Origin of the sequence: Ensifer adhaerens, assembly GCF_013283195.1 — a bacterium.
Taxonomy (GTDB): domain Bacteria; phylum Pseudomonadota; class Alphaproteobacteria; order Rhizobiales; family Rhizobiaceae; genus Ensifer; species Ensifer adhaerens_G.
In genome coordinates this window covers 575,323-588,743 of the sequence record NZ_JABEKT010000003.1, presented here as the reverse complement: position 1 = coordinate 588,743, position 13,421 = coordinate 575,323, and the positions used below count along the sequence as shown (strand labels likewise).

Here is a 13,421-nt window from a genome sequence, read left to right as displayed (position 1 = left end):
GTGAGGGGTCTGTGCACGATCTCGATTTTGAACACGAACACGAAGATATTTCTGAAAGCGAACGTCAGGAAATCGCTGACTGGCTGTGGAAGCAGGAGTCGGTCGAGCTTCTGACAGTCGGCATCGATATTGGCAGCTCCACATCCCACCTGCTCTTTGCGCGGGTGGTAATGCGACGCGAGACCGAGGATCTCTCCAGCAGCTTTGTGGTCATCAATCGCCAGGTCGTCTGGCGTTCGCCCATCCTGTTGACCCCCTTCCTACCGGACGGAACAATTGACGCGCGCGAGTTGCGCCATTTCTTCCAGCATTGCTACGAGGATGCTGGCTATCGTCGCAGCCATATCGATACCGGCGCCGTCATCCTGACCGGTGAGGCGATCAAGAAGACGAACGCGCGCGCAATCGACGAGATTTTTGCAAATGAGTCCGGTCGTTTCGTCTGCGCCACAGCTGGGCACAAACTGGAATGCATGCTGGCGGCCCATGGTTCCGGTGCCACGGCCCTTTCGAAGAAGCGTGGCGCCTGCGGCTTGCATGTCGACATTGGAGGCGGCACGACCAAGCTTGCGCTGATCGACAATGGTGAAATTGTCAGCGTGGCCGCTTTCGCAGTTGGCGGCCGCCTCGTTGCCAAGGACACGCAGGGCGTCTGGTCGCGGCTCGACGATTCCGCGCGCCTGACTGCGCAAGAACTGGGGATCTCGACCAATCCAACCGCGATGGCGGACCCAACCAACCGCGCAGCGATTGCCAAGCGCCTTGCAAGCCTTGCCGTTGACGAAATTCTGGGCGGGCCGCTCGACGATCTCGGTCGCCGCTTCCTTTTGACCGAACCTCTCGAGCGATCTGTCGAGCCGAGCTACATCACCTTCTCCGGTGGCGTTTCGGAGTACATTTTCGGCTACGAAGAGAGCGACCATGGCGATATCGCCCGACTGCTGGCAGACGAGATCATCAGCCAGCTGACGCCGCACATCAGCATCCCCATCGTCGACGCCGGGCAGCGCATCCGCGCAACAGTCATCGGTGCCTCACAGTTCACTGTACAGGTGAGCGGCAAGACACTCTACATGAACGGTGCTAACGTGCTGCCGAAGCACAATATCCCGGTGGTCCATCTCGGCCGGGAACTGCCTGAAGTCGTCGACGCGGAAGAGATCGCCGCGGCCTTCCGCCAGAGCGCCGATCGGCAGGATCGCGACACAATGGCGATGATTGCATTCGCCTTCACCTGGACAGGAGAACCGGAGTATCAGCGGCTTCTTGCTGTGGCGCAGGGGATCAAGGCGGTGGCAGCACCGGATGGAACGCGCGAGGAACCGCTTGTCCTGATGATCGATGGAGATGTAGGTCAGACCATCGGGCGCATTCTGGATCGGGAGCTTGGCATCCACACGCATCTGATCTCCGTGGATGGTGTTCGCTTGAAAGACCTCGATTTCGTCGATCTGGGAGAGTTCATGAACCCGCCGGGCGTTATCCCCGTTGTCATCAAATCTCTTCTCTTCTCCTGAATTGCCGGAGGAGCCGGCTTATGCCAATACGTTGGCGATGGTCAGTTCCTCCGATGCAACGCGATCGAGTTTTGACGGGCTCGATCTGAACGATATCGTCATCTTCTCCCGCGTGGTGCAGCACGGCAGCTTCACCACGGCGGCCAAGCTGTTTGGCAAGTCTCCATCCTATATGAGCAAGCACGTCACCCAGCTCGAAAATGCTTTGAAGCTGACCCTGCTCAACCGTTCGACGCACAATGTGTTCCTGACCGATGCTGGCACCGTCTTCTTCGATCATTGTGTGCGCATTCTATCGGAGATCGAGGCGGCAAAGGCCGATGCGAGCGGGCTCGGCAGCGAGCTGATTGGAACCTTGCGGGTTCATTCCACGCCCGGAGTAGGCCAAGCGCTGGTCGCGCCGGCGATCATCGATTTCAATGCGCTCTACCCGGCTGTGAAGGTTGAGCTGACGGTCTCGGCAAGTTCAGTCAATCTGATGGAGCGCGGCGTCGACGTGGTCATCGGCAGTCGCGATTTCGATGACGATGATTCCTTCCACACAGGTCTGTTCGAGCGCAAGCTTGGACCTGCACCATACGTGATCTGCGTTGCGCCCGCCTACCTGCAACAGCATCCACGCCCCTCGCAGCCGGTGGACCTGCAACATCACAACTGCCTGATTCATACCACGCAGAAGCCGGATCCCAGACTTTGGAGCGCGCGTCTTGGCGACGAGGAGGTGACGGTGCAGGTGGATGGTATTTTCCATTCCAATTTCGAAAGCGCAATCGTGCTTGCTGCCGTGCAAGGGGCTGGGGTCGCGCGGTTGCCGCTCTACAGCGTTGCGCAGGAGATCCGCTCTGGCGAACTCGTCTCGCTCTTCGAAAGTCAGATCATTTCGCGGCGGGTGATCAAGGCATTCTATCCGAAGAGCCGGTTTGTCCCGAAGAAGCTTCGTGCCTTCCTTGCAATCCTTGAAGCGCGTCTGAAGGAAACGGTGCCAGAATAGATGACCGGCAGGAAACCGACAGTTCTCATGATTTTGGATGGGTGGGGTTGGCGCGAGGAGTCCCATGGAAATGCCGTCCTCCTGGCCTCGACGCCCAACTTTGATCGCTTGTGGTCTTCTTGTCCGCATGCGTTCCTGACGACACACGGCCCGTCGGTTGGCCTGCCTGAAGGGCAAATGGGCAATTCCGAGGTGGGTCACCTCAACATTGGCGCGGGCCGCATTGTGATGCAGGACCTTCCGCGCATCGATGCCGCGGTCTCGGACGGCAGTCTGGTCGAGCACCTTGCCGAAAGTGGCGTTGCCGAACGGCTACAGCGATCCGGTGGTGCCTGCCACATCATGGGGCTTGTTTCTCCAGGCGGTGTGCATGCCCATCAGGGCCACATCGCAGCACTTGCGCACGCACTCTCCAGCCTGGGCGTACGGTCGATCATTCACGCATTCACTGACGGTCGCGATACGCAGCCTGGAACGGCTGGAGAATATCTCAAGCTGCTCACTGCGCAGCTGCCGGCCGACGCCATGATCGCAACCGTTAGCGGGCGCTTCTATGCCATGGACCGTGACACGCGGTGGGATCGCGTTGAGCGTGCGTATCACGCAATCGTACATGGCCGCGGCAATGTGGCTTTATCCGTGCAGATGGCCGTTCGCGATGCTGCCGAACGTGGCGAGACAGATGAGTTCATAGTGCCAACCGTCGTTGACGGCTACGAGGGCCTCAAGGACGGGGATGCCATTCTAAGCGCCAACTTCCGCTCCGACCGCGTCCGCGAGATTTTAAGCGCGCTTCTGCTTCCGGGAGCCGTGGGATTTCAGAGACAATCCATGCCTCAGCTTACAAGCGCTGTCGGCATGGTGTCGTACGGTGGGGATCTCGATGCGGTTATGCATACCCTGTTCCCACCGCAGACGCTGGCGGATGGCCTCAGCGAAACCGTGTCCAGGGCCGGTCGTACGCAGATTCATATGGCGGAGACTGAAAAGTACCCGCATGTCACGTATTTTCTGAACGGCGGTCGCGAAGCGCCCTTTGCGTCCGAGGCCCGGCTCATCGTGCCTTCGCCGAAGGTCGCGACCTACGATCTGCAGCCCTCGATGTCGGCGCCCGAGCTGACGGGAAAGGTCGTGGCGGCGATCGAAAGCGGTGCCTACGACCTCGTGGTTGTTAATTTCGCCAATCCCGACATGGTTGGGCATACCGGCAGCTTGAAAGCCGCAATTGAAGCGGTTGAAACGGTGGACACGGCCTTGGGTGAAATCGTTAGGAGCGTTCATGGCAGCGGTGGCTGCTTGTTGGCTATTGCCGACCACGGAAACTGCGAGCTGATGATCGACCCTGTCAGCAATGAGCCGCACACGGCACATACGCTCAATCCGGTACCGGCCTTCCTCTTTGGTCGCGACGGCGTGGCCGCGCTGCGCAACGGGATACTTGCGGATGTTGCTCCGACCATCCTTAAGCTCATGGGCATCGAACAACCGGCCCTCATGACCGGTGAGCCGCTATTTTGAACCAGCTGCTGGGAGCAAGCGCCAACGGGTGTTCGAGCCTTTCAACCACCTTGAATACGCCGAATTCCCGCTTCTTTGGTTTTCGGAATTCCACAACACCGTCGAGACCGGATCCGTCACACTTGCCGCCGAGCGCATGCGGATCTCTCAGCCGGCGGTCAGCAAGCTCCTGCGCAGCTTTTCCGAAGCCTGCGGTTTCCAGCTTTTCGTTCGCGCCGGCGGCCGGCTCACACCAACGCTCGAAGGCCGCTTGCTTGCGGTCGAGGTCGCAAAGATGTTCTCGGGGACCGCGCGCGTGGCACGGCTCGCCGATGCCGTCCGCAATCAGGAATGGGGGGAGATTACCGTTGTTGCCCCGCCCGCGTTGACCACGCGTTTTCTCGCCCAAGCGCTTTCGCCCCTGCTTGCCGAACAGCCCGATATTCACTTCACGATGCGAAGCCTGCCTTCGCCGCGCATCATCGATCTCGTCGCGGCACAACAGGTGGATATCGGCCTCAGCGTGCTGCCGTTCGAGCATCCCAACGTCGATGCCGAGCGTCTTATGCGTTTCGAAATGGTCTGCGTGCTTCCCGCGCACCATCCGCTGGCGGACAAATCCGTCATCGATCTCGAAGATCTCGGCGGTGATCCCTTCATTTCGCTGGCGCGTGACGATTGCTCGCTGATGACGATTGACCGTGCCTTCCAGATCAAGGGCGTGCAGAAGAGAAACCGGATCGAGGTTCCGCTCTCGGAGACTGCCTGTTGTTTCGTTGCCAACGGCGTCGGCGTCTCCATCGTGCCTTCGTTCGTCGGGCTCGATTTTGGCAGCGACGTTCTCGTGCGGCGCAGTATCGTTCCGGACACGACGATCGATCTGTGGCTGCTTACACCGAGGAACCATCCACGATCGCTCGCAGCCAGCAAGCTCATAGATTTTCTGCGACAGGCGGTCGCCCCGTTCGACAAGCTTCAGTCCCGTCCGAGCGCCTGAATGATTGCGCCGGATCATGCGAGACTGGGTCGTCTCGCATGATCCGGTCAGCGACGGCTACTTGTAGGCCGAGACGACCACTTCGATCAGCGTGTCGCCACCGAGATCGGCGACGCCCACGGTCGCGCGGGTCGGCAGCTCTTCCGGGCCAACCCAGGCCTTCCAGACGGCATCCATGTCCGGCTTCTTGGCAAGGTCGGTCACGAAGATCGTGGCCGTCAGGAGCCTGGTCTTGTCGGTGCCAGCTTCCGCCAGATAACGATCGATCTTCGCCAGGATTTCCCGGGTCTGGCCGGCCATGTCGAGGCTTTCGTCGTCACAGGTCGTGCCGCCGACATAGACGATGCCGTTGTGTTCAACGACGCGGTGCATGATGGGTGTGCGGAGATGACGTTCTGCCATTTTTGTTTCCTTTGTTGAGGGGTCAGCTTCTGTCGGAGTGGTCACCGGTAACGGCCTGAACGGCATCCGGCGTGAGCGGGAGCGAGGCGAACTCGCGCAAGGGGACGGGCTTTATCGGTGTGCGAAGCCTGTAGGTGCCGATTTCGGCGGGGGACCGCTGTTGCACGTCAGCCAGAATTTCGGTGATGGTCGCCGTGCACATGCGCCCCTGGCACGGCCCCATGCCACAACGCAGCATCGTTTTGAGCTGGTTGGGGCCGACCACGTTGCGCGCGGCGGCATCACGGATGGCACCGACCGTCACTTCTTCGCAGCGGCATGCGATCGTCTCCAGATCGGTCGGCGCGCGAAACGCCACGGCGGGCTGATAGAGCGTGTCGATGAAGGTGCGCCCGCGCGACAAGACCCTGCGCCGCTTTTCGTGCTTCGCCAGGAGCGGTCCGATCCGGCGCGTCTTCTCCGGAAAGAGATCGAGACAGGCGGCCAGCGCCGCTATCCGCCCGCCGACCTCCGCGACAAGCGCGCCGCCTATGCCGCCGCCGTCACCGGCGACGTAGATCGCCGGCAGCGAGGATCTACCGCATGTGTCAAGTTCTGGCTGAAAACACTTCTGACGGTCATTCCAGGCAAGAAGACATCCGGTCGCGTTGGCTAGGCTGTTGTTCGGGACGACTCCCTGATGCAGGAAGGCGCTGTCGATGCCGATTTCCTCCGTCCGGCCCTTGGCCTGGAAGCGGATTGCGGTGGCCCGGTCCTGACCGATGACCTCGATCGTCCCGACGCCGGTGAAAACCGGCACCGAGCGCCGGACCTTGGCAAACAGCGCCAGGCCCTTCAGCAGATAGGGCGAAACCAGAAACGGGGGCAGGAAAGGCAGCGCCTTCGCCCAGTTCGAACGCGGCGTGGTGTCGAGTACTGCGACGAGGTTGCCACCTGCCTGCAGCAATTGGTCGGCAAAGAGATAAAGCAGGGGGCCGCTGCCTGCCAAGACAACGCGGCCGTCGGGCACAAGCCCTGAAGATTTGAGTGCGATTTGAGCCGCGCCGATCGTCATCACGCCGGGAAGCGTCCACCCCCTTACGGGCATCGGCCGTTCCATCGCGCCGGTGGCGAAGACGACCCGACGTGCATGGACGATGCTGCTTTTGCCACCGGCCGAAACGCGCAGTTCGACAGCTGCCTTTCCATCGGTCTCGCCTTGCTCGACACTCCAGACAAGTGCTTGGGGTAGGTAGGCGGCGTCGCACTGAAGAAACGCCTTAAGGACGCCCTTTCCCTTCCAGTAATCGTTGCCGAGGAAGGAGCGTCTTGCTGGCGAATTCCTTTCGATCGACCGGTAGATCTGGCCGCCGGGAGCGGGGTTTTCATCAAGGAGGATCGTTCGCGCGCCAGCGGCGGCCGCTTGCGCCGCAGCGGCCATCCCCGCCGGCCCTGCACCGATGATCGCGAGATCGTATTCGCGGTCGAGAAGGTGAAGATCGTCGATTATCCGGAGCGCCATCGTCAGCACCCTTCGTCCAGAGAGCGGGCACCGCTTTGCGATGAGATCGCCATCCCGTCCCGCACGACGGTCATGCAAGCCTGCCGGTTTTGAATGCCGTCGATGGTGACAAGGCATTCGAAGCAGACACCCATCAGGCAGTAGGGCGCACGTGGGCGATCACCGACGACGCTCCTGCGCAACGTGCTGATACCTTGGCTAAGGAGTGCTGCGGCCACCGTCTGTTCGGTGTCGACGCGCATCGGGATACCGTCGAACGTGATGGCGACGGTATCCGCTGCTTTATCAATTCTGCGAAACATGAAATCTCCGGCCGGGGAATGTGTTGCCGGCAAGTACGGCCTGCTGGGTGGCGATCTCACCGGCGACGACGAGCGCGTGGATTGCGGCAAGCGTCACGCCGGAATGGCACATCGCCACATAGGCACCGGGATGGGCGGTCGACTGCTCGTAAATGGGAAAACCGTCGGGCGTCTTGACGCGGAAGCCGGTCCAGGTGCGAAGGACGTTGACGCCACTCAGGCAGGGAAATGTCCGGATGGCGCGATCGGCCAGAACCGCGCTGATGTCCTGGTTGGTCGCAATCGAGTCCGTGTGGGTTTCCTGGCTGTCGCCGATCATCACGCCGCCTTCGTCGGCTTGCCTGAGCGTGGCCGAGGTGTAGGGGAAAAATGGACGGCATTTTTCGGTAACGAGGATCTGCCCCTTGCTGCGCACGGAGGGCGCGTGAATACCGACCATCGCGGCAAGCCGGCTGTTGCCGACGCCAGCCGTCAGGACGATGCGTTTGGCGAAAACCTCGCCCCAGGAGCCCTTCAATTGGAACCCGCCCGATCGGGGGGTGATCTCGTCGATCTCACAATGCGGCTCATAAGCAGCGCCTAGATTTATCATGCCGGTATGAAGCGCCCGAAGCAGGCGGAGCGAGTTCACGTCGCCATCCATTGGCGAATAGACGGAGCCGACGACATCCCGTCCGATCGCCGGCACCAGTTTCGCCGTCTCTGCGTGGTCGAGCAGGGTATGTTCGGTGGCATCATCGCCAAGTTCGCGTGCAACCGTCACGACGTCTTCGTGCGTCCGTTCCAGCTCGGCTTCGCTCAGCGCAAAAGTGAAGCCCCCATTTTGCTTCAGAGCAACATCGACGCCGGAAGTCTCTTTTAAGGCTGCCGCGAATTCCGGCCAGAGGCGGGTCGAGCGCATTGTCCAGCGTGCATAATGGGGAGCGCCGACCCCCTTGCCCTGAACCCAGATCAACGCAAAGTTGGCGCGAGATGCGCGCAGCGACAGATCGTCTCCGTCCAGAAGCAGCGGCCGCTCACCCGCGCGCGCAAGGCCCCAGGCGAGGGCGCCGCCCACAAGGCCTGCTCCAATGATGACGATGTTTTGATCTGGTAGTCTGCGCATGCTTTTCGGTCCGTATGCCGGTGGCGTGGCCCGCCCGAAACTCGGACGGGCCAGTTGTCGAGGCTTATTCCTGCGGGCTCACGTCCACCTTGAACCACTTCTCGGAGAGCTTCTTCACAGTGCCGTCGGCGACGGCAGCCTTGATGACGTCATCGAAACGCGCCTTCAGTGCGGTGTCTTCCTTGCGGAGGCCAACGCCGATCATGCCGAACACCTTGCCCGAGAAGAGCGGGCCGGTGAGTTTCGCACCCTTCATGTCGTCCTTCTCGAGTGCTGCTGCGAGAACGGTCGCATTGGCCACGACTGCGTCGAGGCGTGCGCTCGCCAGATCGAAGTTGTGCTCTTCGGTGGTCTTGTATTCGCGAACGTCGGCGCCACCTTGAAAGTACTGTTCCATGAACGCGGAAGCCGTGGTGGAGCCCTGTACGCCGACAGCTTTGCCCTGGATCTTCTTGGCAATTTCCTCAAGCACGGGCTTGGCGGCCTCGGAATCGACCGAAAGCGGCTTGCCGGTTTCCGGCAGGTTGGCGAGACCGCTGTCTTCCATTGCCGCAAAGGAATTGATCGCTGCGGCGTAGGGGGCGGAGAAGGCCATTACTTCCTCACGCTTTGGCGTGATGCTCATGGCCGCCATGATGGCGTCGTATTTGCCGGCCGTCAGCGAAGGGATGATGCCATCCCAGTTCTGCGCGACGATTTCGCACTTGGCTTTCATGCGCTCGCAAAGGTCGTTCGCCAGGTCGATTTCGAAGCCTTCCAGCACGTTGTTGGGGCCGGAAAAGTTCCACGGCGCATAAGCGCCTTCCGTGGCAATGCGGATCACGTCCTCCGCTTGCGCGACATGGGCTGTTGCCAGCAGGCCGATGGCAGACAAGATAATCTTCAGTTTCATGCGTTCTCCTCTCTTCGTTTTTTCAAAGTTGGTTTCAGGCGTTGTGCTTGGAAATAAACTGGCGGAAGCGCTCGCTCTTCGGGTTCGAGAAGACCTGTTCCGGGCGGCCGTCCTCTTCGACCAGCCCCTTGTGCAGGAACAGAACGCGGCTCGAGACGTCGCGGGCAAAGTCCATCTCATGGGTAACGACGAGCATGGTGCGGCCCTCGGCTGCGAGATCGCGCATGACCTTCAGCACTTCGGCGACCAGCTCCGGATCGAGCGCCGAAGTCGGCTCATCGAACAGCATGATCTTGGGCCGCATGGCGAGTGCCCGGGCAATCGCCGCACGTTGCTGCTGGCCGCCGGAAAGATGCGCCGGATAGAAGTTGCGCTTGTCGGCAATGCCCACCCGCTCGAGGAGGGCTTCAGCCTCCGCGACACATTCGGCGCGGTTGCGCTTTTGCACATGGACCGGCGCTTCGATCAGATTTTCCAGGATCGTCAGGTGTGACCACAGATTGAAGGACTGGAACACCATCGTCGCCTGGGAACGAAGCCGCAGCAGTTGCTTCGGATCGGCGGCGCGCGGGGCAAAGCCCGAACGCTGCGTAAGCCTGTAGCTCTCACCGTGAATGGAGATTTCGCCCGCATCCGGCACTTCCAGCATGTTGATGCAGCGAAGCAGCGTGGACTTGCCGGATCCCGAGGCCCCGAGGATCGAGACGACTTCACCCTTGTTGGCACTGAACGAGATGGAGTGCAGCACCTTGTAGGCACCGTAGCTCTTCTCGAGCCCGGTGATCTTCACGGCCGGTGCGAGGGCTGCGTTCATCATGCATTTTCTCCTGCGGCACGTCGGTAGATGGGTTGGCGCTGCGCGGCTGAGAGCCGGTACTCGAACAGCTTGAACAGCCGGCTGACGATGAAATTGAGCAGCAGATAAATCGCGCCGGCGGCGATGAAGATCTCCACGGGGCGGTAGGTCGCCGAGATGAGTTTTGCCGCCAGCCCTGTGACTTCCATCATGGTTATGGTCGAGGCCAGCGCCGTCGATTTCGCCATCAGGATCACTTCGTTGGAGTAGCCAGGCAGCATCTGCCGCAGCGCCTGTGGCGCGATGATGCGGCGAATGAGAGTAAGGCCACTCATCCCATAGGCACGCGCGGCTTCGATCTGCCCGGCAGGCACTGAGAGCACGCCGCCGCGGATGATTTCGGCACTGTAGGCTGCTGTGTTGAGCGCGAGCGCGAGCGCTGCGCACCAATAGGCCTCCCGCAGGAACGGCCATAGGAAGGTCTTGCGCAGTTCGGGAAACTGGCTGAGGCCGTAGTAGATGAGATAGAGCTGCACCAGAAGCGGCGTGCCGCGAAAGATGAAGATGTAAATCCGCGCCAGGAGGTCGAGCGGTGGCCAGGACGACAGTCTCATCGCTGCAAGAGCAATTGCCAGAACGGCGCCGGATGCGACGGACACCGCCATCAGTTGCAGCGTCAGCGGGATGCCGCTGCAAAGCTGCACGAAGGCGTCGTAGATGAAGGGAAGATCGATCATAGTGCCCGCCTGATCCCGCGCATGGCGCGCTTCTCTGCAATCCGGAACAGGACGCCCGACACGAAGCTGATCAGCAGGTAAAGCACCGCAGCCGTCAGGAAGAACGTGAAGGGTTTGCGGGTCGAGCCCGCGCCGATCTGGGCCTGTCGCATCAGTTCGATCAGCCCTACCACCGAGATGAGCGCTGATTCCTTCAGCACCAGTTGCCAGACATTGCCGACACCTGGGATTGCGAACCGCGTCGCTTGGGGCAGGATGATGCGGCGAAACAGAAGGTGGTTCGGCATGCCATAGGCTCTTGCCGCTTCAATTTCGCCCTTGGAGAGCGCGAGCACCGCACCGCGATAGACCTCAGCCTGATAGGCGCCTGAAACCACCCCGATCGCCAGAGCGCCGGTCAGGAAGACGGGCGCGCTGATGAAGCCCTCGGAGCCGAACAGAGCACCGAGTCGGCTTAAAACCGCGCTGCTGCCGAAATAGAAGAGATAGATGACGAGCAGGTCGGGAATACCGCGCAGGATGGTGGTGTAACCATCGGCTAACGCCCTCAGAGCACGCAGCGACGAGAACGACGCCGCCGCGGAGAGACAGCCAAAAACCGCCCCGGCGGCAAAGCCGCTGAGGGCAACGCAAAGGGTAACGCCTGTCGCCTTGAGCATATCCATGCCCCAGGCTCCCTCGGCGAACCCCATCAGATCGAGATACGCGCTCAAAGCACCCACCAGTTTGTTCCCTTGGTGCGGCGCCGGTTCGAGCCAGGCGCCACGGTTTGTTTCCAGTGGGTTTGACAGCTTGCTTCAATACCGTCAAATTCGTAATCTGGCCGCGAGCATAACCAAATATTATGGTGATCCATGAACCTGCGTCAGGTGGAAGCGTTCCGTACCGTCATGTTGACCGGAAAAATGACGGCGGCGGCGGAGCTGATGTCCATCACTCAACCGGCGGTGAGCCGGTTGATCCGTGACTTTGAAATCGATACGAAGCTGAAGCTGTTTGACCGCAGGGGAAACCAGCTAACGCCCACTCGGGAGGCCCTGACGTTGCTCCAGGAGGTGGAGCGGGCCTATGTCGGCCTATCGCGCATCAAGGCGTTTGCCGAAGAGATCAGCAGGCAGAATGCCGGGATGCTCCGCATTGCCGCCATGCCAGCACTGGCAAACGGGATCATGCCGCGTTTTCTTGCGTGGTTCCTGCGCGACCGTCCAAACGTTCATGCGTCGCTGAACGGTATTCCGTCGTCTCTGGTGATCGAGGCGGTCGCATCGGGGCAGGTGGACCTTGGTTTTGCCGATGGTCCGCTCGACCGTCCCGGGTTTCTGATCGAGACCCGTCCGATACCTGCGGTCGTCGCGGTTCCCACTGGTCACAGGCTTGCCGGCCGGGAAGACATCATGCCGGCCGATCTCGCCAATGAGCGCATGATCACACTGGAGCCTGGCACGCTGTTTGCCATGCGCGTGGAAGTGGCGCTGGCCGGCATTCCTCGGTCATCGACGTTGGAAACGCGCCTTTCCCATACCGCGCTGACGCTGGTCTCCGAAGGGGCGGGCATTGCGATTATCGACCCATCGTCCGCGACCGAATTCCGTGGGCGCGGCGTTGTCGTCAGGCCTTTCGCCATCTTCGTCGATGCAGGCTTCCTCGCGATCCGGCGCAGCCAAGGTTCCGACAGCGTGCTTGCCGAACGGTTTGTGAGCGAGTTCTGGAGCTACCATGAAGCGCTGCTTGCGGGAGATTCGACTTCGACAACGACTATCGGGGCCACTATGATCGCATAACGTGTCGACGGGAACGGACCATGCGGGTTGGGTCGGGTGTGATGCCACTGCTCCGATCATCAGGACCAGTCGCTGAAGGTCTTCGCTTTCAACACCTGGAGTGCGACAACGATGCGGTCTTGGAATTGCTATTCGACCGAACGATCCGCGGGTAGCTCAGGTCTGAGACTGGCGTAGAAAACGTTACGTCGCAGCACGTTCTACTACGAAACGACTTCTTAGGTGCGGACAACGCCTCGATGCCGACGACGGCCCCGCTGGCTGTGGTCACAACCGACGCTTCTGGGCACCGCCTCGGAGCGTCGGTCGCTCGATCGACCCGCTTATAGGGTCTGACTTTTGCCGCCGGACCACGGGCCATCTCTTCCGTTCAGGCAAGCCCGGTTTCGACAGATGCGTTGCGTTCCCGCGGGTCGTAGGGATAGGCGTAGCAAGTGTACCAGATGCTCCCTTGACCGAGCAAAACAAGCACTTGTTCGAGAAGCGTCATCCGGTATTCGCTTTTGCGCGTCGGTACAGTCGTAGGCATGTTCTGGCATCCTCCCAATGCTCATGAGATGAGGTTGGACGCAAGGCTCCCATTCTCCTAGGGCCGCGACGAACTACTCAACCAAGATCGATCCTATGCTGGATCAGGCGCAAAAATCACGCACTGAATGCCGAAGAGAGCTTTCAGGATTTTCGATGAAACAAAGCCGCCGAAATCCTAAATGCTAACGGCAGCACCGTGCGTCGCCCTGTCACGGGTGGGCCGGAGGTGTGTTTCGGAAGCTCCAGGAGATCGTCGAGGAACAATGCTCTCTCACTTAAAGGACCCGTCACTGTTTCGCCAGGCTGCCCTGATTGGTGGCGAATGGATTGAAGCGGATGCCGCCAATGCGATCGAAGTGACCAACCCGGCGA

General features: G+C 60.7%; 14 protein-coding genes. 5 read left to right on the top strand and 9 right to left on the bottom strand.

The features are described 5' to 3' along the window. Nucleotides 1-11 precede the first annotated feature (11 nt). The 4 genes from LPJGGPFB_RS25815 to LPJGGPFB_RS25800 are packed head-to-tail and all read left to right on the top strand — an operon-like array spanning nucleotide 12 to nucleotide 5,002. A complete protein-coding gene (locus LPJGGPFB_RS25815; RefSeq protein ID WP_209792947.1) occupies nucleotides 12-1,517 on the top strand; it encodes an ethanolamine ammonia-lyase reactivating factor EutA in 1,506 nt (501 codons plus the stop codon). After that, nucleotides 1,489-2,508 carry a LysR family transcriptional regulator gene (locus LPJGGPFB_RS25810; RefSeq protein ID WP_173422763.1) on the top strand — a complete coding sequence of 340 codons (1,020 nt, stop codon included), beginning with the start codon at nucleotides 1,489-1,491 and terminating at the stop codon, nucleotides 2,506-2,508. The genes LPJGGPFB_RS25815 and LPJGGPFB_RS25810 overlap by 29 nt, the downstream gene beginning before the upstream one ends. Next, nucleotides 2,509-4,026, top strand: a complete 1,518-nt coding sequence (gene gpmI / locus LPJGGPFB_RS25805; protein ID WP_173422762.1) for a 2,3-bisphosphoglycerate-independent phosphoglycerate mutase — start codon at nucleotides 2,509-2,511, stop codon at nucleotides 4,024-4,026. A 28-nt stretch (nucleotides 4,027-4,054) separates the two neighbouring features. Continuing rightward, complete coding sequence (locus tag LPJGGPFB_RS25800; protein ID WP_327795900.1) at nucleotides 4,055-5,002, top strand: LysR substrate-binding domain-containing protein; 948 nt, start codon at nucleotides 4,055-4,057, stop codon at nucleotides 5,000-5,002. A gap of 57 nt (nucleotides 5,003-5,059) precedes the next feature. Here LPJGGPFB_RS25800 and LPJGGPFB_RS25795 read toward each other — a convergent pair whose 3' ends face one another. The 8 genes from LPJGGPFB_RS25795 to LPJGGPFB_RS25760 form a co-directional block, all read right to left on the bottom strand. Further along, nucleotides 5,060-5,404 (bottom strand): RidA family protein, encoded by a 345-nt coding sequence (locus tag LPJGGPFB_RS25795; protein ID WP_173422761.1) that lies wholly within the window; start codon nucleotides 5,402-5,404, stop codon nucleotides 5,060-5,062. Between the two features lie 22 nt (nucleotides 5,405-5,426). Beyond that, the gene (locus LPJGGPFB_RS25790; protein WP_173422760.1) at nucleotides 5,427-6,905 is read right to left on the bottom strand and encodes an FAD/NAD(P)-dependent oxidoreductase; all 1,479 of its coding nucleotides are present in this window, start codon (nucleotides 6,903-6,905) and stop codon (nucleotides 5,427-5,429) included. A gap of 2 nt (nucleotides 6,906-6,907) precedes the next feature. After that, nucleotides 6,908-7,207 (bottom strand): (2Fe-2S)-binding protein, encoded by a 300-nt coding sequence (locus tag LPJGGPFB_RS25785; protein WP_173422759.1) that lies wholly within the window; start codon nucleotides 7,205-7,207, stop codon nucleotides 6,908-6,910. Continuing rightward, complete coding sequence (locus LPJGGPFB_RS25780) at nucleotides 7,191-8,312, bottom strand: NAD(P)/FAD-dependent oxidoreductase (protein WP_173422758.1); 1,122 nt, start codon at nucleotides 8,310-8,312, stop codon at nucleotides 7,191-7,193. Before LPJGGPFB_RS25780 ends, LPJGGPFB_RS25785 begins: the two co-directional genes overlap by 17 nt. 64 nt (nucleotides 8,313-8,376) lie before the next feature. Further along, a complete protein-coding gene (locus LPJGGPFB_RS25775; protein WP_173422757.1) occupies nucleotides 8,377-9,204 on the bottom strand; it encodes a lysine/arginine/ornithine ABC transporter substrate-binding protein in 828 nt (275 codons plus the stop codon). A 34-nt stretch (nucleotides 9,205-9,238) separates the two neighbouring features. Continuing rightward, nucleotides 9,239-10,021 carry an ABC transporter ATP-binding protein gene (locus tag LPJGGPFB_RS25770; protein WP_427858435.1) on the bottom strand — a complete coding sequence of 261 codons (783 nt, stop codon included), beginning with the start codon at nucleotides 10,019-10,021 and terminating at the stop codon, nucleotides 9,239-9,241. After that, nucleotides 10,018-10,737, bottom strand: a complete 720-nt coding sequence (locus tag LPJGGPFB_RS25765) for an ABC transporter permease (RefSeq protein ID WP_210264601.1) — start codon at nucleotides 10,735-10,737, stop codon at nucleotides 10,018-10,020. Before LPJGGPFB_RS25765 ends, LPJGGPFB_RS25770 begins: the two co-directional genes overlap by 4 nt. After that, nucleotides 10,734-11,429, bottom strand: coding sequence for an ABC transporter permease (locus LPJGGPFB_RS25760; protein WP_173422933.1), 696 nt, complete (start codon nucleotides 11,427-11,429; stop codon nucleotides 10,734-10,736). The genes LPJGGPFB_RS25765 and LPJGGPFB_RS25760 overlap by 4 nt, the downstream gene beginning before the upstream one ends. A gap of 162 nt (nucleotides 11,430-11,591) precedes the next feature. On the opposite strand from LPJGGPFB_RS25760, the gene LPJGGPFB_RS25755 reads away from it, so the two are divergent. Further along, on the top strand, nucleotides 11,592-12,518 hold the full coding sequence (locus LPJGGPFB_RS25755) for a LysR family transcriptional regulator (RefSeq protein WP_173422756.1): 927 nt from the start codon (nucleotides 11,592-11,594) through the stop codon (nucleotides 12,516-12,518). Between the two features lie 370 nt (nucleotides 12,519-12,888). Here the strand turns inward: LPJGGPFB_RS25755 and LPJGGPFB_RS25750 are convergent, their stop codons facing one another. Beyond that, entirely contained in the window at nucleotides 12,889-13,047 is a 159-nt protein-coding gene (locus LPJGGPFB_RS25750; RefSeq protein WP_173422755.1) for a hypothetical protein, read from the bottom strand. Nucleotides 13,048-13,421 lie beyond the last annotated feature (374 nt).

Excerpts from the sequence above, each read along its gene's own strand:
- LPJGGPFB_RS25795 (WP_173422761.1), bottom strand. The coding sequence starts at position 5,404 with ATGGCAGAACGTCATCTCCGCACACCCATCATGCACCGCGTCGTTGAA.
- gpmI (WP_173422762.1), top strand. The coding sequence starts at position 2,509 with ATGACCGGCAGGAAACCGACAGTTCTCATGATTTTGGATGGGTGGGGT.
- LPJGGPFB_RS25750 (WP_173422755.1), bottom strand. The coding sequence starts at position 13,047 with ATGCCTACGACTGTACCGACGCGCAAAAGCGAATACCGGATGACGCTT.
- LPJGGPFB_RS25770 (WP_427858435.1), bottom strand. The coding sequence starts at position 10,021 with ATGATGAACGCAGCCCTCGCACCGGCCGTGAAGATCACCGGGCTCGAG.
- LPJGGPFB_RS25760 (WP_173422933.1), bottom strand. The coding sequence starts at position 11,429 with ATGGGGTTCGCCGAGGGAGCCTGGGGCATGGATATGCTCAAGGCGACA.
- LPJGGPFB_RS25790 (WP_173422760.1), bottom strand. The coding sequence starts at position 6,905 with ATGGCGCTCCGGATAATCGACGATCTTCACCTTCTCGACCGCGAATAC.
- LPJGGPFB_RS25780 (WP_173422758.1), bottom strand. The coding sequence starts at position 8,312 with ATGCGCAGACTACCAGATCAAAACATCGTCATCATTGGAGCAGGCCTT.
- LPJGGPFB_RS25775 (WP_173422757.1), bottom strand. The coding sequence starts at position 9,204 with ATGAAACTGAAGATTATCTTGTCTGCCATCGGCCTGCTGGCAACAGCC.
- LPJGGPFB_RS25785 (WP_173422759.1), bottom strand. The coding sequence starts at position 7,207 with ATGTTTCGCAGAATTGATAAAGCAGCGGATACCGTCGCCATCACGTTC.
- LPJGGPFB_RS25755 (WP_173422756.1), top strand. The coding sequence starts at position 11,592 with ATGAACCTGCGTCAGGTGGAAGCGTTCCGTACCGTCATGTTGACCGGA.
- LPJGGPFB_RS25765 (WP_210264601.1), bottom strand. The coding sequence starts at position 10,737 with ATGATCGATCTTCCCTTCATCTACGACGCCTTCGTGCAGCTTTGCAGC.